The 25,037-nt window shown below is 41.9% G+C and carries 28 protein-coding genes; 5 read left to right on the forward strand and 23 right to left on the reverse strand.

The window, feature by feature from the left end; translation table 11 throughout:
• Nucleotides 1–128 precede the first annotated feature (128 nt).
• Nucleotides 129–560, forward strand: a complete 432-nt coding sequence (locus ACYVRS_RS01580) for an Lrp/AsnC family transcriptional regulator (protein ID WP_054114513.1) — start codon at nt 129–131, stop codon at nt 558–560.
• Between the two features lie 57 nt (nt 561–617).
• On the opposite strand, the gene ACYVRS_RS01585 is transcribed toward ACYVRS_RS01580, so the two are convergent.
• The 12 genes from ACYVRS_RS01585 to ACYVRS_RS01640 form a co-directional block, all read right to left on the reverse strand.
• Nucleotides 618–1,064 carry an Lrp/AsnC family transcriptional regulator gene (locus tag ACYVRS_RS01585; protein WP_313539100.1) on the reverse strand — a complete coding sequence of 149 codons (447 nt, stop codon included), beginning with the start codon at nt 1,062–1,064 and terminating at the stop codon, nt 618–620.
• A gap of 92 nt (nt 1,065–1,156) precedes the next feature.
• Nucleotides 1,157–2,329, reverse strand: coding sequence for an MFS transporter (locus ACYVRS_RS01590; protein WP_461198072.1), 1,173 nt, complete (start codon nt 2,327–2,329; stop codon nt 1,157–1,159).
• Between the two features lie 14 nt (nt 2,330–2,343).
• Nucleotides 2,344–3,096: an amino acid ABC transporter ATP-binding protein gene (locus ACYVRS_RS01595; protein WP_021150487.1), complete on the reverse strand. Its 753-nt coding sequence runs from the start codon at nt 3,094–3,096 to the stop codon at nt 2,344–2,346.
• 25 nt (nt 3,097–3,121) lie between these two features.
• On the reverse strand, nt 3,122–4,093 hold the full coding sequence (locus tag ACYVRS_RS01600) for an NAD(P)-dependent oxidoreductase (protein ID WP_461202288.1): 972 nt from the start codon (nt 4,091–4,093) through the stop codon (nt 3,122–3,124).
• Nucleotides 4,094–4,105: 12 nt separating this feature from the next.
• Nucleotides 4,106–5,326 carry an aminotransferase-like domain-containing protein gene (locus tag ACYVRS_RS01605; protein ID WP_312499411.1) on the reverse strand — a complete coding sequence of 407 codons (1,221 nt, stop codon included), beginning with the start codon at nt 5,324–5,326 and terminating at the stop codon, nt 4,106–4,108.
• A gap of 23 nt (nt 5,327–5,349) precedes the next feature.
• A complete protein-coding gene (locus ACYVRS_RS01610) occupies nt 5,350–6,096 on the reverse strand; it encodes an amino acid ABC transporter ATP-binding protein (RefSeq protein ID WP_054114517.1) in 747 nt (248 codons plus the stop codon).
• Nucleotides 6,093–6,803 (reverse strand): amino acid ABC transporter permease, encoded by a 711-nt coding sequence (locus tag ACYVRS_RS01615; protein ID WP_054114518.1) that lies wholly within the window; start codon nt 6,801–6,803, stop codon nt 6,093–6,095. The genes ACYVRS_RS01610 and ACYVRS_RS01615 overlap by 4 nt, the downstream gene beginning before the upstream one ends.
• Before the next feature lie 12 nt (nt 6,804–6,815).
• Nucleotides 6,816–7,628 carry a transporter substrate-binding domain-containing protein gene (locus tag ACYVRS_RS01620; RefSeq protein ID WP_461198070.1) on the reverse strand — a complete coding sequence of 271 codons (813 nt, stop codon included), beginning with the start codon at nt 7,626–7,628 and terminating at the stop codon, nt 6,816–6,818.
• Between the two features lie 35 nt (nt 7,629–7,663).
• Nucleotides 7,664–8,416, reverse strand: a complete 753-nt coding sequence (locus ACYVRS_RS01625) for an amino acid ABC transporter permease (RefSeq protein WP_313539108.1) — start codon at nt 8,414–8,416, stop codon at nt 7,664–7,666.
• Between the two features lie 250 nt (nt 8,417–8,666).
• Nucleotides 8,667–9,041 (reverse strand): YccF domain-containing protein, encoded by a 375-nt coding sequence (locus tag ACYVRS_RS01630; RefSeq protein ID WP_313539111.1) that lies wholly within the window; start codon nt 9,039–9,041, stop codon nt 8,667–8,669.
• Nucleotides 9,042–9,099: 58 nt separating this feature from the next.
• Nucleotides 9,100–10,161 carry a DUF1002 domain-containing protein gene (locus tag ACYVRS_RS01635; RefSeq protein ID WP_054114522.1) on the reverse strand — a complete coding sequence of 354 codons (1,062 nt, stop codon included), beginning with the start codon at nt 10,159–10,161 and terminating at the stop codon, nt 9,100–9,102.
• Nucleotides 10,162–10,464: 303 nt separating this feature from the next.
• The gene (locus tag ACYVRS_RS01640; RefSeq protein ID WP_461202291.1) at nt 10,465–11,130 is read right to left on the reverse strand and encodes a CPBP family intramembrane glutamic endopeptidase; all 666 of its coding nucleotides are present in this window, start codon (nt 11,128–11,130) and stop codon (nt 10,465–10,467) included.
• Nucleotides 11,131–11,476: 346 nt separating this feature from the next.
• Between ACYVRS_RS01640 and ACYVRS_RS01645 the strand changes: the two genes are divergently transcribed.
• From ACYVRS_RS01645 to ACYVRS_RS01655, 3 genes are read left to right on the forward strand one after another with little or no spacing between them, the layout of a single operon-like run.
• Entirely contained in the window at nt 11,477–12,451 is a 975-nt protein-coding gene (locus tag ACYVRS_RS01645; RefSeq protein ID WP_461202293.1) for an ABC transporter ATP-binding protein, read from the forward strand.
• Nucleotides 12,448–13,251 carry an ABC transporter permease gene (locus ACYVRS_RS01650; protein ID WP_312499422.1) on the forward strand — a complete coding sequence of 268 codons (804 nt, stop codon included), beginning with the start codon at nt 12,448–12,450 and terminating at the stop codon, nt 13,249–13,251. The genes ACYVRS_RS01645 and ACYVRS_RS01650 overlap by 4 nt, the downstream gene beginning before the upstream one ends.
• A gap of 4 nt (nt 13,252–13,255) precedes the next feature.
• Nucleotides 13,256–14,029, forward strand: coding sequence for an ABC transporter permease (locus tag ACYVRS_RS01655; protein WP_461202296.1), 774 nt, complete (start codon nt 13,256–13,258; stop codon nt 14,027–14,029).
• 125 nt (nt 14,030–14,154) lie between these two features.
• Here the strand turns inward: ACYVRS_RS01655 and ACYVRS_RS01660 are convergent, their stop codons facing one another.
• The 11 genes from ACYVRS_RS01660 to ACYVRS_RS01710 all read right to left on the reverse strand — a co-directional run bounded on the left by ACYVRS_RS01660 (nt 14,155) and on the right by ACYVRS_RS01710 (nt 23,203).
• Nucleotides 14,155–15,027, reverse strand: coding sequence for a PhzF family phenazine biosynthesis protein (locus tag ACYVRS_RS01660; protein WP_461202298.1), 873 nt, complete (start codon nt 15,025–15,027; stop codon nt 14,155–14,157).
• Between the two features lie 461 nt (nt 15,028–15,488).
• Nucleotides 15,489–16,880: an oxaloacetate decarboxylase subunit alpha gene (locus ACYVRS_RS01665; protein WP_461202300.1), complete on the reverse strand. Its 1,392-nt coding sequence runs from the start codon at nt 16,878–16,880 to the stop codon at nt 15,489–15,491.
• 4 nt (nt 16,881–16,884) lie between these two features.
• The gene (citX, locus tag ACYVRS_RS01670) at nt 16,885–17,424 is read right to left on the reverse strand and encodes a citrate lyase holo-[acyl-carrier protein] synthase (RefSeq protein WP_461202302.1); all 540 of its coding nucleotides are present in this window, start codon (nt 17,422–17,424) and stop codon (nt 16,885–16,887) included.
• Nucleotides 17,417–18,949 (reverse strand): citrate lyase subunit alpha, encoded by a 1,533-nt coding sequence (gene citF / locus ACYVRS_RS01675; protein ID WP_461202304.1) that lies wholly within the window; start codon nt 18,947–18,949, stop codon nt 17,417–17,419. Before citF ends, citX begins: the two co-directional genes overlap by 8 nt.
• 2 nt (nt 18,950–18,951) lie before the next feature.
• A complete protein-coding gene (citE, locus tag ACYVRS_RS01680; protein ID WP_461202306.1) occupies nt 18,952–19,839 on the reverse strand; it encodes a citrate (pro-3S)-lyase subunit beta in 888 nt (295 codons plus the stop codon).
• On the reverse strand, nt 19,827–20,135 hold the full coding sequence (gene citD, locus ACYVRS_RS01685) for a citrate lyase acyl carrier protein (protein WP_461202308.1): 309 nt from the start codon (nt 20,133–20,135) through the stop codon (nt 19,827–19,829). Before citD ends, citE begins: the two co-directional genes overlap by 13 nt.
• Nucleotides 20,136–20,147: 12 nt before the next feature.
• Complete coding sequence (citC, locus tag ACYVRS_RS01690) at nt 20,148–21,143, reverse strand: [citrate (pro-3S)-lyase] ligase (protein ID WP_461202310.1); 996 nt, start codon at nt 21,141–21,143, stop codon at nt 20,148–20,150.
• A 12-nt stretch (nt 21,144–21,155) separates the two neighbouring features.
• Nucleotides 21,156–21,281 (reverse strand): OadG-related small transporter subunit, encoded by a 126-nt coding sequence (locus tag ACYVRS_RS01695; protein WP_086275536.1) that lies wholly within the window; start codon nt 21,279–21,281, stop codon nt 21,156–21,158.
• Between the two features lie 23 nt (nt 21,282–21,304).
• Nucleotides 21,305–22,420 carry a sodium ion-translocating decarboxylase subunit beta gene (locus tag ACYVRS_RS01700; RefSeq protein ID WP_054114534.1) on the reverse strand — a complete coding sequence of 372 codons (1,116 nt, stop codon included), beginning with the start codon at nt 22,418–22,420 and terminating at the stop codon, nt 21,305–21,307.
• 24 nt (nt 22,421–22,444) lie between these two features.
• Nucleotides 22,445–22,843: an acetyl-CoA carboxylase biotin carboxyl carrier protein subunit gene (locus ACYVRS_RS01705; protein WP_461202313.1), complete on the reverse strand. Its 399-nt coding sequence runs from the start codon at nt 22,841–22,843 to the stop codon at nt 22,445–22,447.
• A gap of 18 nt (nt 22,844–22,861) precedes the next feature.
• Entirely contained in the window at nt 22,862–23,203 is a 342-nt protein-coding gene (locus ACYVRS_RS01710) for a hypothetical protein (protein WP_461202315.1), read from the reverse strand.
• 430 nt (nt 23,204–23,633) lie between these two features.
• Here ACYVRS_RS01710 and ACYVRS_RS01715 point away from each other — a divergent pair, with 430 nt between their 5' ends.
• Complete coding sequence (locus tag ACYVRS_RS01715) at nt 23,634–24,980, forward strand: CitMHS family transporter (RefSeq protein ID WP_461202317.1); 1,347 nt, start codon at nt 23,634–23,636, stop codon at nt 24,978–24,980.
• The last annotated feature ends 57 nt before the right edge of the window (nt 24,981–25,037 follow it).

The raw sequence follows: 25,037 nt of genomic DNA on the forward strand, positions 1-25,037 counted from the left end.
GATAAAATATCACATAAGAGAAAAAGACACGAGCCTTTTCAGCCATCTCTTTGTTAATCCTTGAAATTGATTCCTTTCACTTTGAAAAACAAAGAGAAACAGTACAAAAACAGAAAAGAGGAAAGTATTTGGATGAACTAGATAAGAAGTTGTTGAATCTGTTGCAGCAAAATGGTCGGTTATCGATCAAAAAGTTAAGTGAAGCGTTATTCATCACTGCACCTGCTGTTTCCCAACGAATAAAACATTTAGAAGAAACCGGGCAATTGTTGTATTATCAAGCGACGATTGACTATGAACAAGCCGGCTTGCCTATCAAAGCATTTATCCACCTGTCGATCGAACCACAGCAAAAAGCAAGTTTCTATCCTTTCATACAGGCGATCCCCAATGTGCTGGAATGTGATTGTGTCACAGGCCCTTATTCGATGCTAATCAAAGTCGTTTTCCCTTCTACCAAATCATTGGACAGCTTTATCAATGACTTGCAAAAATTCGGTCGAACCAACACCCAAATCGTTTTCTCGACGCCAGTTCCCTCTCGAGGATATCAATTCTGAAAACCCAAAAAGCGCGCTTATCTCACGTAGACAGGCACGCTTTTTTATATGCAGGGATCACTGGTCATCGACTGGCACTTGCAAGCCTCGTGGTCCGACATTCGTTGAAAATACAATGTGGGTTTTGGTATCTCCATAAAATTGCAAATCTGTGATAAACCGATCCAAGACGACTGTATCACTAAAATAAACCTTTAAGAGCATAGAATAATCTCCAGTGATACAGTCACACTCGATCACATTTGGGATGTCTGCGATATAGTCGTAGAAGGCTTCTTTATCTTTGGCATTCACTGCGCAATGGACATACGCTTTGATCAGATAACCAAGTTTTTGGTAGTCGATCAGTGCCTGATAAGAACGGATATAACCAAGGGTTTCAAGGTTTTGTACCCGCACAGAAACAGATGGCGACGAAATAAAGCATTGCTCTGCGATCTGTTTGACAGTGACTCGGGCATTTTGCTGCATGATGTTCAGTATCTTGCGGTCTAAGTTATCCATAATCATCCCCCGTTCTCATTATTTTCTCAGTTTATCGAGAAAACAACAGAAGCGCAAGTTACAGATTACATCCTATGTTAAATTTCCTAACATCAACGCTGAGATAATTGGAAATAGCGATAAGCAATCATCGCCCCACAAGCAAACAGAGCACACCCAAAAAACATCATGTCAAAGCCAAAAAGACTGGCGATGATTCCCCACAAAAAAGCCCCACCTCCATAAGCTACATCTAGGGCTGCTGAAAATACCGCTGTCCCTTGCCCTCGCTGCGCCTCAGACACCGATTCTAATACAATCGTATTCATCACAGGCAATAAGCCGGCATAACCGACACCATAACAACTCGCGGCCAGAAGCAAGCCGCTGAGCTGTGTTGTAAATGGCAACAGACAAAAAGAAACCAAAATCAATAATAAACTGCCATAAATCAGTGTAGCCGTATGGATTTTGGCGAGCAAACGTGGAAATACGACCCGTGTTGTGACCGTCATGATCGACATGACCGTAAAATAATAGCCTGCGCCGATAATCTCACGTTCAAGGGCATATTGCGCAATAAACGCTACCACGCCAGAATTGGCAAAGCATATCAAAAAAAGGATACCGCTAGGAAACACAACCGCTTTGATGCGAAGCAGTTCTCGTAACGATGATTTCTCTTCGCCAGAGTGCCTATTCTCCCGTGAAAAGGGCTGTTCTTTCAAAAACAAACTCAATAAAAAAGCCGTTCCGCTCAACAAGACAGCCATCCGAAAAAGTGCAGGAAATCCATAATTTTCTACAACAGCAAGTCCTATCAACGGGCCGATGGCACTCGGCACAGCCTGAGCGATACTAAAATACCCCAATCCGACTGCTAATTTGCCTTCAGGAATCGTATCAACTGCCATCGTCGCCGCTGCTGTCGCTTGCAAACTATTGCCCACCCCTTGCAAGATGCGCAGACAAAAAAGCATCAATAGCCCCTGCAGCAGATTCAATAAACTAAAATCAATCAACAGGATGGCTAAGCCCATACAAAGCAAGACTTTGCGTCCATATCGATCCAATGCCACACCGATTGGCAAACGGCAAAACAAAGCAGATAGCCCTAAGACACCTACAATGGCGCCGGATACTGCTTTAGAACCACCTAAAGAAGCAACATATAACGGCAAGGTCCCCATTTGGGTCGTGATGGCTGTCATTGCTAGTGCTGTGACCACCATCACTAAATAAAAATCTTTCGACCAAAGCCGACTAGAGCTGTTCACCTTTTCCATATTGTGCCTCGCTTCTATACAGCTAATTGAAAACGTACTTGTGTCAAAAATTGCTGTGTACGTTCTTCTTGCGGGTCCTCAAAAATTTCTTCTGGTGTTCCCGCTTCTACCACCACACCATCCGCCATGAATATCACTTTATCCGCGACTTCTTGTGCAAATTGCATTTCATGCGTCACGATGATCATCGTTTGCCCACTATCAGCCAGTTGCTTCATGACATTTAGAACATCACCGACAAGTTCTGGATCGAGCGCTGAAGTTGGTTCATCAAACAGTAATAATTCTGGCGTCAAAGCCATCGCTCTGGCGATACCTACACGTTGTTGCTGTCCACCAGACAGTTGACTAGGATACATCATGGCTTTATCTGCCAAACCCACTTTTTCTAAAGCAGATAGCGCTGCTTTTTCTGCCAGTTTTTTTGGGAAGCGCCGTGGTGTGCGTAGTCCTTCCGCCACATTTTGCAACACATTCATGTGGCTGAACAGCTCATAGGATTGAAAGACCATCGCTGTTTTGCGGGCGATCTCCAATCGTTGGGTTTTGCCAATATGTGCGAGATCATACTGGAAGTCACCGATAGAATAACTCCCCGCGTCAGGCTGCTCCAACAAATTCAAGCAACGCAAAAAGGTCGTTTTTCCAGAGCCGCTAGGACCAATGATGCACACAACTTCCCCACGTTCAATTTGTAAGCCAACATTTTTTAAGATGACTTGTTTATCGAAAGACTTCTTCAATCCTTTGATTTCTGCTTGCAGCATACTCCCACCCTTTCTTTTCTATCGCTCAAAGCGCGATCGTATTGGCAGATTGTCCTTCTAGCAAAATATCTCTTGCATTGTTCAAAGCTGTTTCTGCAATTTCTTGTACAGCCAATTGGGTATAATACGCAATATGCGGGGTCAAAAGCACATTTGGCAGTTGATTCAGCTGTTGATAATAAGGATTTTGATCCCACCCAACTGAAAAATACCGTTCTTCATTGGCGATAGCGTCTAATACAACACCAGACAAACGCCCTTGCGCGAGTGCGGCAATCAACGCATCCGTATCAACGATTCCGCCACGTGCCGTATTGACCAGACAACTACCAGGCTTCATCTGTGCAAAAACAGATGCCGAAAATAGTCCTTCTGATGCTTTTGTCAGCGGGATATGGATCGACAAGACGTCCGATGCAGCAATCAAGGTCTCAAATGACACATATTCGACAATCCCCTTCAACCGAGGATTTTCACTCCTACTAGTGGCAATCACATGTCCCCCCATATGATAAATCGCTTCTGCGACTACAGCACCGATTCGACCAGTGCCTAACAAACCGACTGTTACGTCTTGTAGCTCCCGACCAATCACAGACCGTCGATCAAGTTTTCCTTTGATCATTGCTGGAATATTGCGTAAAGCCATCAAGATCGACATCACAGTGTAATGGCCCACCGATGTTGGGCTATAAGAAGGGACATTGGTAACCGTCAACTGATGCTTTTGCGCCCAGTCAAAGCGAACACCGTCGACCCCCGTTGATTTGATCGATAACTGCTTCATCCCTAAAATATGCAAGCGTTGGTACAGGGACTCATCTTGCTGCATAGCCAGACTAGGATACAAACAGATGCCGTCGTGCCCTGCTGCCAAATGGATATTCTCCCAAGACAAGCCCTCCATTACGATCGTCACTGGTGTTTTGTGGATAAATTGCCACCGTTCGATATAAGCAATTTCTTCTTCACTTACCCCGTAATAAATCAATTTCATCGGCAACACCTCCTAAATGACCCCTTCATATGCTGGCGGCATAGCGTATTCCAACGCATCACCTAATAAAGCAATCCCTTGATCGATCTGTGCCAATGTCGGCTTCGTAAAATTCAGCCGAAATGAATGCTCGTAGCCTTTTCCCGCAACACTCATGATATTGCCTGGAATAACCGCAACTTTCGCCTCATCCAGATAATCATAGAACCGCTCTGCGTCCACCTCAGTCGATAGGAAACAGGTGATAAAATAGCCGCCTGTTGGTTTGATAAAGGTAAGCTTATCCGTTGGCAGTGCCTGTAATGCTTGCAGCATGCGGGCATATTTCTCCTGATACAACAAGGTCAATTGGGCCACATGACCTTCGAAATCATGATGATCCATATATTCGGCCAATACCACTTGCCAATAAAAATTGGTGTGGGAATCGGCGGATTGCTTGGCCAAAATCAATTTTTCCATTGCAGGACCAGCAGCCATCATAAAACCAATCCGGCTGCTAGGTGCCAAAATTTTTGAAAAAGATCCCGCATAAATGATTCGTCCTTCGGTATCTAATGTTTTCATCTTAGGGATCGGTGTACCTTCATACAACAACTCACCGTAAGGATCGTCTTCAAAAATCAGCACATCATATTGACACGCCAATGCATAAATGGCTTTACGTTTTTCCAATGGCATTGATGTGCCTAAAGGGTTTTGGAAAGTGGGGATCAGATACAGCATTTTCACTCTTGCGTCTGTTTTGAGGATTGTTTCTAAAGCGTCAAGATCCATTGATTCTGCTGCAAGATCCATCGGTACCGGCACTGGGATCGCCCCATATCCTTTGATGGCATTCACCGCACCGGAAAATGTTTGCTCCTCGCATAACACCACATCGCCTTCATTACAAAAGACTTTGACCGCCAAATCCATGGCTTGGGTCGAGCCCGACACCACCAGCACCTCCTCTTCGTTATCGATATTTGACAATTGACGCAAACGTTCTTTGATCAAGGTCCGTAAGCGCGGATACCCTTCTGATGCCCCATACTGCAAGAAAGACTCTGGGTCCGCTTCGTTATATAATTTTTGCGAGATCTCTTTCAATGTAGCCATTGGAAATGCTTCTGTCGGTGGAAATCCGTAAGCAAAGGAAATAGCTGCTGCAGACTCCATATTTTTTTTGGCATTCTCTCTTAATGGAGATGCTTCTAATGTCATGATACGTTGTGCGAATTGATAGGCCATTCTATTTCCTCCCTGCATAGTTGTTAGCCAGCCAGCTGCGTGGTAAAGCGGGCTAAAAAGGCTTTGGTTCGTTCTTCTTTGGTTTCCTCGAATACTTGTTGCGGTGTGCCTTGTTCAACAATATGTCCATTCTCCATGAAAACGACTTTGTCTGCTACTTCATACGCGAATTTCATTTCATGGGTCACCAATACCATGGTCGCACCGGCTTCCGCAATTTCTCTGAGCAGCGCCAATGTCTGTCCCACTAGTTCCGGGTCCAATGCCGAGGTAGGTTCATCAAACAAGATGACCTTAGGATTCAACGCCAACGCACGGGCGATCCCGATACGCTGCTGTTGACCACCTGACAGTTGGCTAGGATAAAAATCTTGTCGTTCAGACAAGCCGACTTGATCCAACAAAGCCTCTGCTGTTCGCAGGGCAGCTTCTTTGCTTTGTTTTTTGGTCACGATCAATGGCATCATGATATTTTCTTTGGCTGTTTTATTTTGAAACAAGGCATAATTTTGGAAAACCATCGCTGTTTGCCGTTGATGGGTCAATATTTCTTTTTTACTTGCTTTGTGCAATGTGGTGGTGGTTTCTCCCAATTGAATCACACCTTGATCTGCTCGTTCCAAAAAATTGAGACAACGCAAGAAGGTCGTTTTTCCCGAACCGGAAGGCCCCAATAAGACGACTACTTCGCCTTTAGCGACATCAAGATCAATCCCTTTTAACACTTCTTGTTTGCCGAATCGCTTATGGATATCTGTTACTTTCATCATAATGCGGCCCTCCTTAGTTTGCGCAACATCCGATTTTCCAGTAATTGTGCCCCTTTTTCGATGACCAAACTAATCAGCCAATAAATGATCGCAACAGCCACATACGCTTCTAAAAAACGATAATTCTGCTGGGCCGTAATCTTAGCTGCCGCAAAAACATCGACGACACTGACCATGGAAGCTAAGGCCGACGCTTTAACCAACGAGATCAGCAAATTACTGAACATGGGTAATGAAATCGGCCAGGCTTGCGGGAGCAGCACACGACGGATCACTTGAACGTTCGTCATGCCGATCGATTTGGCTGCATCGAACTGCCCTTTTTTTACTGCCGCAAATGCGCCCCTGAAAATCTCGCTGCTATTGATAGCAGACATTAAACTCAAGGCGGCGATCGCTATCCAAACCATATTGAAATCTTTAAATCGCAAAGTCCAATGCATCGACTCCGCCCAAATATCAAACTGTTTGGCAGAAATAAGATATAACGCTAAAATCACTAAAACCACTGGGACCCCTTTTAAGACCGTGACCATCACTTGCAGCACTGGTGCGAGGATCTTGATCCTATACAGACGAATCAAGGCGATGATCAACCCAACCACCGCGCCAATGACGAGTGCAGTCAACGCCATAAAAAGCGTCGTACCAATATAATGACTTGCTGTTTTCAGCGCTTCGATCATAATAGACAATTGAAAACTCATCGCCATTCCTCCCTATTCTGGGACGTAATCCCCATCTAGATATTTTTCTGATAATTCTTTGATCGTTCCATCTGCTTTCAATTCCTCTAACGCTGTATTGACCGCATCAATAAAGTCTTGGTCCGTTTCTTTGTTGAACAATAAGTAGGCATTTGAGTTGTGGACTGGTTCGCTGCCGATCTCTAGATTTTCACTAAATGAATTGTTCCAATTATCGACTTGATATTCTGGTGCTAACGTTGCATCGACCGCACCTGAAGTGACTGCTTGTACGATTTGCTCATTGTTGTATTCCCCATAAACCAATTCAAAAGCATCGGGATTTTCTGCCAGATAAGCCTCAGCCATTGCTGCTTGGTTGGTAGCAGTCGTCACATAGACTTTTTTTCCTGCTAGATCTTCGAAGCTATCGTAGACCGTACCGGCATCTGGATCAGAGACGATATACGTATCCCAGACCACATAGCCTACATCCCCATAGACGAATTTTTCTTTCCGTTCATCATTGACTTCATATTCATAGGCAGCCATCTGGACTTTATTGCTTTCTAAATTTGATAACGTCGTTGGGAAATCCGCCCCTTCAAAGGTAAAGGTATAATCAGTTAATTTGTCGTCGATTGCTTTAACGACGGCGACATCATAGCCATCATATTCACCATTTTCGTCTAAATAGGCATAGGGCAACGCTTCATTCCCCGTACCCACCTTGATTTCTGTTGCATCACTTGCACCACTGCTTGCAGTGTCGGCAGAACTGCTTCCGCAAGCCCCTAAAACCAAAAGTGTCACCAATGTACTTGCACCTAAAATCGTTCTTTTCATTTGAATTCCTCCCTTTCCCTCTACCCAAAATTTTCCTATGTTGTTTTGATTTTTTGTTGTTTTTTGGTCCATGATATCAGTGGTACTTTTGCTGTTTGTTGTTTTGTTTTCGAAAAACTCATCCGACGTTCCAGACCGGTGAAAACACGTTCTAAGAGGAAGCTTAAGGTAATAAACAAGATCGCCGCACCGACATAGCCTTCAAGCGTATGGAAGGTCACTGCGCCTATCGCTCGCGCTTTGCCGACAACATCCACGACCCCAATGGTAAAAGCCAGCGATGTGTCTTGCAGCAGTGCAATCGTAGTTGTACCAAATGCAGGTAATGCGACACGGACAACTTGCGGTAAAATCACTTGTCGATACATTTGTGTTTTCGTCAATCCGCAAGCAATACTCGCTTCCTTCTGTGTGACCGGTACACTTAGAATCGCAGCCCGGAAAGTTTCAGACTGAAAGGCAGCAGTATTTAATCCGTAGGTGATATAGATGAAAATGATTTTGTTCCATGAAGAAACATCGATATGTATCATTTGTAATAAGGCGGGTACACCATAATACACCACATAAAGCTGGACCAATATCGGTGTGCCTCGAATAAATGAAACGAAGATTGCCGCCAGTTGACTGAGAAATGGCACTTTCTCGACACGAATAAATGCAAGCAAAATCCCTAAAAGCAAGCCTGCGATTGTCGCTACGCCTACGATCATCAGCGTGACCGGCAAGGCACTTAAAATCTTTGGAAAATACTCCCAAACCAATTGCCATTGAAAAAATGCGGACATATCGTTCCCCCCTCGAATAAAACTCAAATTTGTATTTCAGAATTTTCTGAATTTTCATAACAATACCTTATAAAGTCCATTTTAGACAATAGCAGACGAAGTTTATCTATGATTATTTTGTGATCCAGTCCTTTTACCAAAGAAAAATAAGAAGAAAGCGACATCATCTTTTTTTCTGTTTGGTCACAAATAAAAAAAAGCCAAGAAATTGGTGAACAAACACCAACTCTCGGCAAATCGACTGCTTTCATTATTTCCAACGATTCGACACGATCTCTGCACCAAAAGGCATCAAGGCCAACCGAGCCATCTTTAGTGATTGCGCCGCAAAAGGAATACCAACAACTGTGATTGTCAGCAATAAGGCGCTGATCAGATGACCAAATGCAATCGGTAATCCTGATACAATCAACCAAATAATATTCAGAATCAAAGAAACACCACCACCACGATAAGCAATATCTTTGCCAAAAGGAGCCAATGACAAGCTGGCAAATTTAAAACATTGTAATCCGATGGGGATTCCTATGATCGTGATGCACCACAGACAGCCTGCCAAAAACCAGGAAATGGCACCAACTAAGCCGCCAAAGATAAACCAAATGATATTGCCTAAAACGTGCATTGTTCCACTCCCTTTCCTCTGAAAACCCTTGATGATGTATGTGATTTGTCTGAACAGACTATTCTATCGTACTCGTTGACTCGCTCGTAGTCGTATCAGAAGTTGTATCGGTGTCATCGCCGCCAAAGACCCCTGTGATCGAAGACCATAAGCCGCTAAAGAAACTTTTGATATTTTCCCATAACCCTTTGGATGTCTCTTCAATTTGTTTTCGCGCTTCAGATAGATCCAACTCATTGACAAAATCTTCAAAGATATTGTTGTCTTTCATATCGCTCATCAATGACGTTAATTCAGCAATCTGACTGTTTGTCACGATGCCCTCTAATCCATTATCTTTCAAGGCTTTTTCGACTGTTTCTTGGATATCAGACTGTGTCAAATCCGTACCATCTGCAGTCTGCGCAGCCAAATCGGCTTTTGCTTGCTCTTGTGCAGCATTCAAGGCATCATCTGAATAGCCATCTTTGTCTTTATTCTCTTCTGTGATCGTTGACAAAACATCCATTTCATCTTGTGCCACAGCTACACGGTCTTGGTTGATGACTCCGCCGGATTCTTCAACGATCTTATAGACGCCTGCCAAGGCACCTGAACCATCGATCGGTACAGCTGAAGCAACTGTTAGTTTCGCATCAGTGATGCCGGCAGTCAATGCGGCATTTTGATACTGCGCAGCAGTGATCTTAGTGATATTGTCCGGAGTGGCGATGTCTACTGTGATGCCGGCCCCTTCGTCTAATGTCTGCATGCGCACCGAGCTGTAGACAGCCCAATCGGAAGTAAACCCGCCATCAGGGATATACTTCATCAAATCCGTACCAGAAGTCGTATAAATAGGCGTTTCTCCTTGGATGCCTAGTTTATCTAACGTGTAGTCTTCTTGGTCTTTCGTTAAAGCATTTCCAATAGCCACCGCATTGACTTGCAAGCGTTCGCTGCTATCCGATGACGCGGTTGTCGATTCTGAATTTGTGGTATCTACTGTTCCAGAAATCGGTATGATACTCTCTGTCGTAGACGTTTCTTCAGCGAATACGGTCGGGATCGTAAGTAAAACTTGGCTTGATACCAAGAGCGTGGCGATTATCGCGATGGGTTTACGTGTTTGTTTTTTCATAAGTTCCTCCATGTGGATCGAATTTAGGATACGGTCGCATAACTATCAACCGTTGGTAACTATCCTCTATTGTACAATAGGTATTTGGCAAGTACCTACGGCTAGGGTCCGATTTGAAGAAAAACTTATAGAACATCGTGAATTTTTGTAAAATAAAGGAAAAAGGAAACGAGCTTTCTTTTTTCACGATCAAATAAACTACTTTAGCAGCAAAAAATGACAAAAAAAACCGTCGCCTTTAGACCGCGATGGTTATTTTTTTGGTAAAGAATCTGCATTGTTTAGAACGATGACCCATATCCTTTACAAAAACATCATCGCGATCGCACCAATGACATTGTTCAGAAAATGGACTGCAATGGCCGCTTCTAATCGCTTCGTTTTCACATAAACGAGTGCCATCAGCAACCCAATCAATGCATAGATAACAAACTCGATCCAACTAGTAGCAGTGTGGGCCAATCCAAATAGACTAATACTTACAATAATCCCTGCAATTTGATAGTTCTTAAACACCAAGCCAATGATTCCCCCACGAAACACGATTTCTTCCATCACTGGTGCAGCAGCGGCGAGCAACAAAAAAATCAATAGCGGGTTCTCGCCTGAGAATATATTATTTAACAGCGCATCGTTGGCGGTCGTCTGCTGTCCGGTATTTGCTTGCAAAAAGAGCGTACCGACGATGGCGATGATTCTTCCAATGACAAACGCCCCAATGATCCATCCCCAGTTCCTTTTGGTAGACCAATCGAATGTAAAACTGGCGAGTCGTAATTTTTTTGCTAGCCACATAGTCAGCCCGATATTGATGAGGATTAAGGCGATTAGTCCATAGGATACCAAACTTGGGATATAGTTTTCACCTACCTCTAAATAATGAAGCTTCACCAGACCAAACGTGGTCATACTGATTTGACTTAATAGAAATAACCCTATGACGATACATACATTTTTGACTGTTTTCATAAACCCTCCTGCTCGTTCTTTATTTTCTTGATGAAGACGACATGCCTTCATCCTTTCACTTTAATAGTACCGATGATCGCTAGATGAATCAAGGCGATTATGCAAATAAATAGTTTTTTGCTTTTTTTGTACATCAAACCCCCTTTTTAAACAAATACGCTTTAGATCACGCATTTTTCCGACTATAGATTGTATTCACCTTTCAGCTATGATACACTATTGCTACTTTTGTTTGGCTGACGAACCGCTGCCCCAACCATGTTCGTTTGGACCATCTCGTTGCGAGTATTCGATTGCGAATGCTCTTTTTGTCGCGTTGTTGTCAAAAGAAAGTGAGTGAATCCAAATGATCCAAGTAGAACATCTCAGTAAAACGTTCCACGTCGCAAAGCGTAAAAGTGGTTTCTTGGCCGCAACAAAGGCCTTCGTTTCAAGAGAAACCACAGCGATCCATGCGCTGCAAGATGTTAGTTTCACCATTCAAGAAGGCGAAATGGTGGGCTACATCGGCCCCAATGGTGCAGGGAAAAGTACCACGATCAAAATGATGTGCGGTATTTTGACACCTGATCAAGGTCAATGTCTGATCAACGGTCGCATCCCTTGGCAAGACCGGGTGAAGCATGTCAAAGAAATTGGTGTTGTTTTTGGCCAACGTAGTCAACTTTGGTGGGATGTCCCTGTGATCGATAGTTTTGATTTGATCAGAGATATTTATCAAGTCGATCACCCGCGGTACCAAAAAAATTTGCAGGAATTAACTGCGTTATTAGATCTAGGTGAGCTGCTTAAAACACCCGCCCGTTCCCTCAGTTTGGGACAGCGTATGCGTTGTGAAATCGCGGCTTCTTTACTCCATGATCCTAAGGTTCTTTTCTTGGATGAACCAACGATCGGCTTAGATGCCGTATCCAAAATCGCTGTACGGCAATTTATCAAACGCCTCAATCAAGAAAAAGGCACTACCGTTATCTTGACTACCCATGACATGCAAGATATTGAAGCCTTGACGCAACGTATTTTGTTGATTGGCAAAGGAAAGATCCTTCTTGATGGACGTTTAGACCAACTCAAACAACAGTTTTCAGATGTGAAAACTGTGTCTCTTGATTACACTGGACAGTTGCCGCCGTTACCTGCATCTGTCCAAATGGTGGAAGAAACGCATGGTCGTGCTGTGATGAAAGTCGATCCTCACTTTTTTTCGGTTGCACAATTGATCAATTTCTTTAGTCAGCATGTTGAGATCACAGACTTGGCTGTCGCGAGTATCACAGCTGAAGAAATGGTGGCCAAAATGTATCAGGAGTATCACATATGATCAAATACCGCGCATTGTTTCGTATTCGTTTCATCCATACGCTGCAGTATCGTTCAGCTGCGATTGCAGGTATGGTCACTCAGTTTGTCTGGGGCATGATGGAGATACTCGCTTTTCACGCCTTTTATCAAACTGATCCAACTGCTTTTCCTATGCGCTTTCAACAGACAGTTTCTTATGTCTGGATGCAGCAAGCTTTTTTATCATTGTTCATGCTCTGGTTTTTTGAAAACGAAATCTTCGAATCCATTACGAGCGGCTCGATTGCTTATGAATTGGCGCGCCCAATGGATATTTATCATCGTTGGTTTTGTCAATCCATCGCCAATCGATCAGCAAAGGCTGTCTTACGCTGTCTGCCGATTTTTGCGATAGCTTTCTTACTGCCGGCGCCTTATCGTCTTGTACTACCTCCAACGATCACAACTCTTTTCCTGTTTATCCTTTCTTTGCTGCTTAGTTTAGGCGTGGTCGTTTCTGTGTCCCAATTGATTTATATTTCAACATTCTATACCTTATCATCGATCGGGGTAAGGGTGGTCGTCGGTGCGATCGGTGAATTTTTAGCTGGCGGCATCGTCCCTCTTCCTTTCTTTCCGCAACCATTTCGACAAATTGCCGAAGTGCTGCCGTTTGCCGCCATGCAGAATGTGCCTTTGCGCATTTACAGTGGTGATTTACAGGGACTTGATGCAATACGTAGTTTGCTGTTACAGATTTTTTGGCTGATTGTGTTGTTTGCGTTCGGCAAATGGTGGTTAAAAAAAGCCCTTAAACGGGTGGTCGTTCAAGGAGGCTAAGGCGATGGTTTACTGGCACTATTTTTGTATTCATTTAAAGAGTCAATTGCAATATAAAGTTTCTTTTATTTTCACGGCATTGGGTCAGTTCCTTGGCTCACTGACTGCGTTTCTAGGTATTTGGTTTATGTTCACTCGCTTTCATCAAGTCAATGGCTTTCGTTTCGAAGAGGTTTTGCTGTGTTTTGCAACAGTCCTATTGTCCTATTCGATGGCCGAATGCTTCGGGCGCGGGTTTGATCTGTTTCCCCAGATGATCAGCAACGGTGAATTCGATCGCGCTTTGGTTCGTCCCCGTTCACTGATCTTTCAGGTACTGGCTTCTAAAATGGAATTTTCTCGTATTGGCCGCTTACTGCAAGCTGTCTTGGTCTTTTTCTATGCGATTCCTAGAAGTGGTGTGAATTGGCATCTTGGTACGATCGTGACACTTTGTTTGATGATCATTTGTGGGAGTATCTTTTTTAGTTTGTTGTTTCTTGTCTATGCAGCAATCTCATTTTTCACGATCCAAGGATTAGAATTTATGAACATTTTTACGGATGGCGCCCGAGAATTTGGACGATATCCATTCAGTATTTACGGCAAACAAGTCTTACGCATACTCACCTACGTGGTGCCAATGGCTTGGTTCCAATATTATCCATTTTTGTATCTGATCGGCCAACGGACAAATCCATTGTGGATTGCTTCGCCTCTTGTTTGTTTGGTCTTCGCTGTGCCAGCTATCTGGTTCTGGCGAGTTGGGTTGAAGAATTATGTATCCACGGGATCATAACATGATATATGTAACAACAAAAACCATCCTTTTCAGTGATTCTTAAGGATGGTTTGCTTTTTTACCGACTGAAAATATCAGACGACTACTAGTTGAATCATTGGCGTGTGTGCATCGCTTTTTCATTAAAGTAATACGTCTTTCGCAAAAACCGCAGTACCAGAAATCTTAATCGACAATGCTGGCGCTTCTGTCACATGGACATAAACCATGCCATCCTTGCCTATTTCATGGCCTTGTTCGATAGGTAAACAAGCGGGTGTAGGTAAATCAGGTTGAATATAGGTTTTGTAATACGCCCCCATGACACCTGAAGCAGTGCCTGTCACCGGGTCTTCAATCGTACCAGAGTATGGAGAGGAAAAGTGGCGTCCATGCATCATTGCTTTTTCCTCACGAACTTCTATAGTGAACGGATGGACTGAAGCACGTGGCATGTCGGTCAATAGCCGTGGGAACTGTTGGTTATCCGGACGCATAGCAGCAAAACGCTGCAGGTCTTTGATTGGAATAAGTAACGTCCAAATACCTGTACTACCATAAACGATTGGATGTTCCGCATCCAAATCATCCACAGTTAGACCAATTGACGCCATCAAACCTTCAGTATCGCCTATCCACGGAACAAATTTTGGCGCAGCTTGCTGCATCGTGATCAGTATTTTTTCACCAGTCATGGTTACACTGATCGGTAAAACCCCTGCATTGGTTTCGATCGTTATGGGTCCATCAGCAATCAGCCCCATGTCCACCAGGGATTGGACGCAAGCAATCGTTCCATGTCCACATAGCGCCATTTCGTGACCTGGTGTAAAAAAACGAAAGCGATAATCGGCTTTTTTCGAAGGCAAAATAAAGGCAGTTTCGTTAAAACCAGCGGCCTGTGCCATATTCTGCATCTCTTGGTCTATCAACCCCTCTTTTTCAAAAACCACACCTGCCGGATTGCCTTTTCCTGGTATCATTGTGAAGACATCATATTGTTTTACCTTCGTCATTTGCTGCACCCCTTTTTGATTATCTAATCAGACGACAGCAAATTTGTCAAAGCTATTTTTTCGCCTAGGAAAATCAAGCATTCTTTGATAAGATAGAAAAAAAAGCAAACGAGGAACGATTATGGGCTTTTCTCTGATTTTCATCTTATTTTTGATCATGGACCTGATTCTTCTGCGAATCAGTTATAAAAAGAAACGTTTTGGACTATTGTTCCTTTCTTTGTCTGGGCTGATTTTGATTAGTTTGGTGCTTGTTTCGGTGATTTTCTTTTTCCCGGATTATTTGTGACATGCTAAGGAGAAATCCAATTGACAATGAAACAACAACGCCATGAATCTGAACGCTAATCTTCTGAAAACAAAGAAGAAATGTGTTCAAGTTCATGGCATTTTGTTTATAAACCTATAAAAGTGAAGGTAAGGCATTATTAACCTACGGATGCTTTTACTGCGCAGTATGTTTAATCAATATCTATTGTCACTTTAACTTCCTGCACAGGCACATCATAAAATGGATCTTCTCTTCTACCTAAGAAATCCTTTGCTTGTTGCGGAAATAGTGCATACATGAGGATATCTTCTGAGGATTTTGCATACTGTGAAATTTCTTTACGGATAGCCGGCAACTGAGGCGCAATCAGATCTGCCGGTCGATCAGTAACCACTTCTGCATCCCCAATGATTGTTTCCTTGATTTCTTCACTGATCGGTGCGGGAGATTGACCATAGAGACCTTTCACATAATCCTTGATCTCACTAGGAACCAATTTGTATCTTTCACCAGAAATAACATTCATCAATGCCTGTGTACCAACCATTTGGGATAAAGGTGTCACAAGTGGTGGATACCCTAAATCAGCTCTGACTTTAGGAACTTCAGCTAAAACCTCTTCATATTTGTCTTGCAAACCTTGCTCAGTCAATTGACTAAGAAGATTAGATAGCATGCCACCAGGAACTTGATAAATCAGTGTTTTTGGTTCAATGTCTTTGACTTTAGGATTCAACAATCCTTCGTTGCGGAATCGATCACGAATAGGATTAAAATATTCTGCGATTTCCGAAACATACGACATATCTAATCCAGTATCAAAACCGCAAGTATCCAATGCAATCGCTACTGACTCTGTAGCTGGTTGACTTGTGCCACCTGCAAAAGAAGATATCGCTGTATCGATGATATCTGCACCCGCTTCTGCTACTTTTAAGTATGTCATCTCTGCAATGCCGCTTGTTGCGTGGGTATGAACTTCTAACGGTAAATCTACCGTATTTTTGATTCGACTGACTAATTCATATCCCACATTCGGCGTTAAAACCCCTGCCATGTCCTTGATACAAATCGAATCTGCACCAGCCGCGGCCATTCTTTTCGCAAGATCCACAAAACAATCCACCGTATGAATTTGACTTGTTGTATATGAAATGGCCGTTTGGCATTCTCCGCCAGCTTCTTTCGTAGCACGAATCGCTGTTTCCAAATTACGGACATCGTTTAACGCATCAAATACGCGAATGATATCAATTCCATTCTCAACTGATTTTTGTACAAATTCTCGGACAACATCATCTGCATAATTTTTATACCCCAGTATGTTTTGACCTCTTAGCAGCATCTGCAACTTAGTGTGTTTGACTTCTTTTCGAATTGACCGCAGTCTTTCCCACGGATCTTCTTCTAAGTAACGTAGACAAGCGTCAAAAGTTGCGCCGCCCCACATTTCTAAGGCATGGTAGCCCGCTTTATCCATTGTTTTTATTATTGGCAGCATATCACTTGTTGGCATTCTTGTTGCGATCAAACTTTGTTGTCCGTCGCGTAGGACAGTTTCTGTGAAGCGAATTTTTTTCATCTATTCATTCCTCCTCGATGATTTTTTGTATCGCTTGATACATCTCATCCATACTATGTTTTCGCAAACGGCCGCATTCTTTCGCTACTTGATCACAAACAAAGCATGTTCTTGTTGCTAGTCCTATTTCTGTACGACTTACCGGTACGACTTGGTTTGATTCTTGCTCGAGATGCAGCACATCAAGATCCATCAGTCTACCATATGGATGGGTCATTTCAATATGTGTCATCTGCTTCTTTAATTCATACCTAGTGATGGGAAGAACAAGAAAATATTCAGGACCAGTAGGTAAGTTTCGATAAAGATTAGCTATAGGCACCGTATCTTTAACAGCTTCTTCAACTTCCACGATCATCGTTTCAAATACTTTGGTAAGGACAGGAGAATTCTTGATTGGGCCTGGAATATTCAAAGTTGCTACGACCAATGATGCTTGTATATCTGCCATCATTAACTCTTTTTGAATCATAGCTCTATTTTCCCTTGCATCGAGCATGTCAGCCAAAGTGATAACAGGTCCATCGACAAATGCTTTATACATTTTTGACCACATCAATAATTGATCCGTCGCGGTATTCAATCAATGCTACTGTTTTATCACCATATTTGATTGGCTCAGGTTTGCCAACGATACTGTATGCTTTTTCCTTTAACTCTTCGATTGTAAATTGCGGAATATCTAACGATCCAAACGCATCCATCAGATCTTGACGTGTAGGATTAATAGCGATCCCTACTTCCGTGACAATCACATCGATACTCGCACCTGGCGTGACGATCGTATTGACTGCATCCACGATTGTTGGAATCCTGCCCCGCACAAGGGGTGCTATAACTAAACTCATTTTACACGCCATGCTTGTATCTGAGTGTCCCCCAGATGCCCCCCGAATCACACCATCTGATCCAGTGATGACATTGACGTTAAAATCAGTATCCACTTCTAAAGCAGACAAAATTGCCGTATCTAGTTGATTGATAAAGGCGCCTTTACTTAAAGGTGATGCATACATATTCGCATCGATTTCATAATGATTGGCATTTTTCCCCAGTGAAATTGCTGATGCATGGTCAAAATCTTGTACATCGATCAGTTTATCCACTAAGCCTTCTTCCAATAGTTCTACCATCGCATTCGTGATTCCGCCTAGAGCAAAACTAGCTTTGATATCATCTTTGATCATTGCTTCTCTTAAGAAACGAGAGACAGCTAATGCAGCACCCCCTGTTCCGGTTTGGAAAGAAAAACCTTCTTTGTAATAAGGAGAGTTGATAATGACTTTCGCTGCATACTCGGCAATCAATAATTCTTTGGGATTTTTGGTAAAACGTGTTGCGCCTTTAGCGATCCCAGAAGGATCTCCGATCGCATCAACTTGTACGACATAATCTACATCTGTCTGCGGAATGCTGATTGGCGTATTAGGAAATGGTACCAATGTATCTGTAATTATAACCACTTGATCGGCATATTTTGCATCAATCATCGCATACCCCAGAGAGCCACAGGTTGCTTTTCCATTTGTTCCATTTGCATTGCCATAAGCATCTGCACTTGGCGCACCAAGAAAAGCGACATCTATGTGAATATCTCCCGCAGCAATAGCTCTTGCTCTTCCACCATGGGATCGAATCACCACGGGATTTTCCATAATACCTGCTGAAATTGCCGCCCCGACTTTATCTCTAAGCCCGCTTGAAGTAATATTTGTTACTACCCCTGATTTGATATGATCAATCAAAGGTTCATGTACATTGGCGATTGAACTTGGGGCAATCGCTAGATTTTTGATGCCCATTTTCGCGATTTCAGCCAAGACTAGATTCATGATATAATCACCTTCACGGAAATGATGATGAAATGAAATGGTCATACCATCCTTCAGCCCTGTCTTTTCAATAGCCTCGCGAATACTGTTTACCAATTTGGACTGTCCAGGAATCACAGGATTGATGGTCCGACTTGCTTCATGATACGTTTTAATATTGACAGTCTCATTCTGGTAGACACCGTATTGATCGGCGTATGCTTGAGGAATTTCTTTGCCTACTTTATTTAAAACCATGTTCACACTTCCTCCCCTGTAATCAACTTCGCTGCTTTGGCGAGTGCAATCACGCGTTGCGCGCGTTCTACAATTGGCTTATCTACCATTTTCCCATTCAAGGAAATGACACCTGACCCTTTGCTTTCAGCTTCATTAATTGCCCAAATGACTTCTTTTGCATGTTGGATTTCTTTCTCAGAAGGTGCATAGATCGCATTTACCAAAGGAATTTGTCGTGGGTTGATTACTGATTTACCATCAAAACCAAGTTGCTTGATACGCGTGGTCTCAGCAATAAAACCCTCCGTATTATTGACATCTGAGTAAACCGTATCAATCGCTACGATCCCTGCTGCTCGAGCAGCATGCAAGATATAACTGCGGGCAAACAACAATTCTTGCCCATCTGGATAACGATTTGTTTTCATGTTTGTCACATAGTCTTCTGCACCCAATGCAATTCCTATCAAGCGATCTGATGCGACAGCGATTTCTCGGGCATTCAATACACCCGTTGCTGACTCGATAGCGGCCATCATTTTAGTAGTTCCTCTTGGGATACCATGTTGTTTCTCTACTTGAGAGATGACTTCTTCAACATCAACGATATCTTGCGCTGTCTCTGTTTTTGGTAAACGAATAACATTCACGCCTGCTAAAACCATGGATTCGATATCTAATCTCCCTACCGTATCTAACCCATTGATTCTGACAACCGTCTCGACTTGCGAATAATCAAATGTTTTCAAAGCAAAATGAACCAATGCTCGGGCAGAGTCTTTTTCATTCAAAGAAACTGCATCTTCTAAATCGAACATGACAGAATCAGAACCGAATAATGGTGCATCTCTTAGCATTGCTGCATTTGCACCCGGTACAAACATCATAGTTCTTCTTAGTCGTTCCATGTGTCAATCTCCTCCCAAGCATATTGCTCTTGTTCTGCAGCACGATGAACTGCCGTCAATGTTCTGGCTTTGATGGTGCAGTCAAGCGCGCCTTTATCAGTAGCAGTTACTTTAACAGCCGATACATTCAAATGTGCTAGAGTATCCAGAATCACTTTTCGAATTTGATTACCAAATTGTTTTTCAACACTACTATCTAACAAGAGTATGATTTCTTGATCTTTAATTGGTTCAATGGCAATCAGGATATCACTTGATTCAACAGATCCTGCAACTGCACTTTTTTTGATTTCCACTTCACATCACCTCTAAATATAATTATGTTCTTTCAAAAATGAATAGGTTGATTCAGGTAAAAACTGCGTTAATATGTCATAATCATTATCGTTAAGTGCTTGCCTAACTTTTGTTGCCGATATTGCAGTTTGCCCCACCAGTAAGCGCGGTATAATTTTCAACTGTATTTCTGGTTGAAATACTGAGGCCATCGCTTCGTTATATAGACGGGTGACATCCGAAAAAGGTTCCTCGCCAACGTAGCGTGTGGTGATCGACAGAACGGGGGCAATTTTTTCTTTAAATAATTTTGCATCAAAAGCCGCCTGTGTTTTAGCAATTTCAAGAGGTGCATGCTCCTTCAAGAAATAGCTTGGGAAAACTGCAGATGAAACCAAGTAATTGTTTGTCGGTAAAACGAGTACGTTTGATAAATGAGCGACTCCTTGTTGGACCATCTCCAATCTTTCTTTAAACGAAAATTGGGCGTTGTCCTCTGAAACCACAAACAGATATACTTGGTCACTTTGACTAGCAGCAATCTCAACTAAGTGCAGATGCCCCTTGGTAAAAGGGTTGGCGTTCATCACAATTCCACTTGCTTTTTCCCCCGTCGCTTTTTCTCTAAGAAAATCAATATAACTGGCAAATGACGGCGTGCCTTGTTCCATAAATAATATATCCTTACACACATTTACTTCATGAAAACCTAAAGATTCAAAAATCACACGATTTTTTGGCGCCGTGTAGACAAAATAATTGGTGTATCCTTCGTCCTTGATCCGCACCGTTAAGTGAATGACCATTCGCGTCAAAAGCTGCTCAGATTGTTTCTCTTTACACACCACAATGTATTTCATAATGTTGTGATAACAAGATGCCGTGGCAATCAAGTTGTCTTCGTCAAACAAGCCAATCGTGTAAGTCACTTCTTCCCCAACGGTAAGACCGGCAGCTGTAACCAATTTTTCCCATTGTTTATATGCGTGCGGATCTTTTGATAACCAGATTCGTTTTAATTTATACATAAAATGCCTTCTTTATTTTTTGACTGGAAAAGCCTTTGATAGAAGTAACGAGGCTAAGTAAATAATCAAAATAACTACGAAGACCCCACCCCATCCAAATAATAATAATTCAAAAGAAGTCAGTAAGTCTTGACTCATTGTTTTGTCCCCTTTCTATTTGTTTAAGCAATCAGCGCCAACAATAAACCACCTGCAATTACTGAGGCAATCTGTCCTGAAACATTGGCACCCGCAGCATGCATCAGAATAAAGTTTTGCGGATCTTCATCCGTTGCCATTTTTTGGATGACTCGACTAGACATAGGGAATGCTGAGATTCCTGCAGCACCAATCATCGGATTGATTTTTTCTTTGCGGAACAAATTCAACAACTTAGCAAACAATACCCCACCGACTGAATCCATGATAAACGCAACTAATCCTAATCCAATAACCATCAACGTATCCACTTGTAAGAATTCTTCATATTGCATTTTTACTGAAATCGCTAAACCTAAGAGAATACTGATGATATTCACTAATTCATTTTGTGCAGTAATCGATAAGCGATCCAGCACGCCACATTCTCTAAGCAGATTACCAAACATCAAAAATCCTACTAATGGTAAAGATACAGGTGCAATGAGACCAGCAACGATTGAGATCACGATTGGAAATAATATTTTCGCTGTTTGAGATACCTCTCCTGCACGATAAGTCATCCGAATTTTACGTTCATGTTTTGTTGTTACAGCTTTGATCGCAACTGGTTGAATAATAGGAACCAATGCCATATAAGAATAAGCCGCGACCATGATCGCACCCATGTATTTCGAATTCAAGGTATTGGCCACAAAAATCGATGTTGGTCCATCAGCTGCACCGATAATACCGATTGAAGCAGCATCATTTAAATCAAATCCTAATAGAACAGCAACGATAATCGTAAAGAAAATACCAAATTGAGCTGCTGCGCCGAACAATAGCAAAAATGGATTTTGCAAAAGCGGACCAAAATCAATCATTGCGCCAATTCCGATAAATAAAAGCAATGGGAATAATTCTGTCGAAATCCCTATATCGAAAAGTACTTGGAAAGGTCCAGCTTCCCCACCAGCACTTAAAACACCTGAATTAGGAAAATTGACCAATAACGTGCCTAATCCCATAGGTACAAGCAAAGTTGGTTCGTACTCTTTCTTGATACCCAAATACATCAAAACACCACCAATGACCATCATTACGATGCGTCCAGGTTCTGACCCTAACCCCATAACACCTTCAATTAATGTTTCCACTTATGTCACTTCCTTCTCACTAAATTATCCGATTGTAATTAACGCATCTCCTGGATTCACGATGTCTCCAGTATTTACTTGAATAGCAACTACCACACCTGGTTTACTTGCAACGATCTCATTTTCCATTTTCATTGCTTCTAAAATCATCAAAGGTTGATTTTCTTGAATACTATCTCCGATATTGACTAAAACCTTTAAGATAGTACCAGGCATAGGGGAATTGATCGCTTCTCCATCTGTTGGAACATCAGGTGTGGGCGCAACAGTTTGAGTCTCTGCCACTGGTTTTACTTCTGGTTCTGCAACAGGAGCAACTGGTGCACTTTCCTGATGGGCTATTGCTTGCTGAGGTGCCCCTACTTCTTCCATCTCTACTAAATATTCTTTGCCATCAATCGCTATTTTAAATTTACGCAACATCTATTTTCCCTCACTTATTTATATTTTTTTAAAAATTTTTTTGATAGTAACATCTGAAAAATCAGCGTTTTCTGCCCCTATACAAGATGAAATAAGTGACACTAATTTCACTTCTGGATTTCTCTGTTCAATCTTCTTGATCGCAAATTGACTTGTTGGGTAAGATTCGGCTGCCAATGCGGTGGCAATCAAACTAACGATTCGATAATCTTCGGTTGACGCAGGAATGTAAGCGGGAAGTTCTTTCCATATTTCGTTGTTCACTGAAGGTTTATTTTCCGTAACCGCTATCTTTTTGTTCTCATTTGACGATGTAGCTTCGTTATGTGTTTTTTTGAACAATCTTTTTATAAAGTCCATTTACTTCTCCTTTCTTTCTCGCTGTCTTCCATTTCATTATAAAAAAACTAGCAGAATCGGCTAGCCTTATTCAGCACATGAATTGTTTTTTTGTTGTTCATTTTTTGCCAAAAACAAAAAAAACGACCATAAACACTGATATAACAGCGTTTATTGAGCATTAATATTTCATTAAGAACTTTTTAAGTTCTAAATAAGATTTAAGTTCAGAAATTGTTTTTTTCTTGTTCTTTTTTAAATCTCCTCTTTTTTTTAATATTTAGAATGTTTATTCTTAATCTTGTAAAGCAAACAATAACGTTTTTTATGTAAATCAATATAAAAAATATGTTATATATGTGATTCATATCACTTAAACAACTGCAGGCCTGTAGTTAGAAAAAACGTTTTTGTTACCGCTTACATTAAGATATAGGAGAGGAAGAAGAGAATGTTACTTACCGTCTTATCATATGCCATGATTATTGTATTTATGTACGTTATCATGAAAAAGAAAATGTCGCCATTTACATCCTTAGTAATCATCCCGTTAATATTTACTCTTATTGCTATAGTCGCTGGAGTTTCTGAAGATGGAAATATAGGGGAATTTGTCCTCGAAGGAATTTCAACAACAGCAAACACAGGAATTATGTTGCTTTTTGCTATTTTGTATTTCTCTATCATGTTAGATGCCGGATTATTTGATCCTATCACAAAAAAGATGATTTATTTTGCCAAGGGCGATCCAATGAAAGTCTTGATGGCCACTGCTGTTGTCGCAGCAGCTGTCTCATTAAATGGTGATGGCACGACAACAACACTGATTTGTTGTTCCGCCTTTATTCCAATTTATAAAAAATTAAATATGAAAATGATGAACCTTGGCGTTTTGATTATTTTACAAAATACGATTATGAATTTATTGCCTTGGGGTGGACCAACGGCTAGAGCAATGGCTGTTTTGGAAGTAGATGCAGATATTCTATCCTATTTGTTGCCTGGCATGGTTGTTTCTTTATTATATGTTACTTTCTTTGTTGCTAGAAGAATGGGTAAACAAGAAAGAACTCGTTTAGGCATCACTGAATTGACTGATGCTGAGATTATTGAAATGACCACCGTTACCGATCCAGAAACATTAGCAATTCGCAGACCAAAAAACTTCCTGTTCAATGGTATTTTAACAATCGTCTTGATTGGCTGGTTAGTTGCAAGCTCCTTTATTTCCTCTATTGCACTACCACCTATCTTGTTATTCCTTGTGGGTACTTGTATTGCTTTAATGGTCAATTACCCTGTTCTAAAAGATCAATCAACTAGAATTGGGGCAAATGGTGGAGATGCCGTTCAAGTTGTCATCCTAGTATTTGCTGCTGGTGTATTTATGGGTCTCTTCCAAGGTTCTGGTATGGCAACTGCGTTGGCAAACAGCTTCACTCAGATTATTCCTCGCCAACTTGCTGGTTTCTGGGGACTTGTCATTGCGCTGATTTCAGCACCTGGTACATTCTTTATTTCAAATGACGGCTTTTACTTTGGTGTTTTACCAGTCTTAGCTGAAGCTGGTCGTTCTTATGGATTCACAAATATGCAAATGGCACTTGCTTCTTTGATGGGACAAGCCTTCCATTTACTTAGCCCGCTTGTTGCCTTCATCTATCTATTACTACGTTTAACCGGATTAGATATGGGCCAATGGCAAAAAGAAGCAGCAAAATATGCACTTGGAATTTTCATTATTTTCATTGTAACGATAATCCTAATGGGGCATATGCCACTTTATATTCCGCAATAATTAAACATTGAAACTATCGAGCATGGAAACGCACGCTCGATAGTTTCAATTATAGCG

The organism is Enterococcus salsurae, assembly GCF_054784955.1.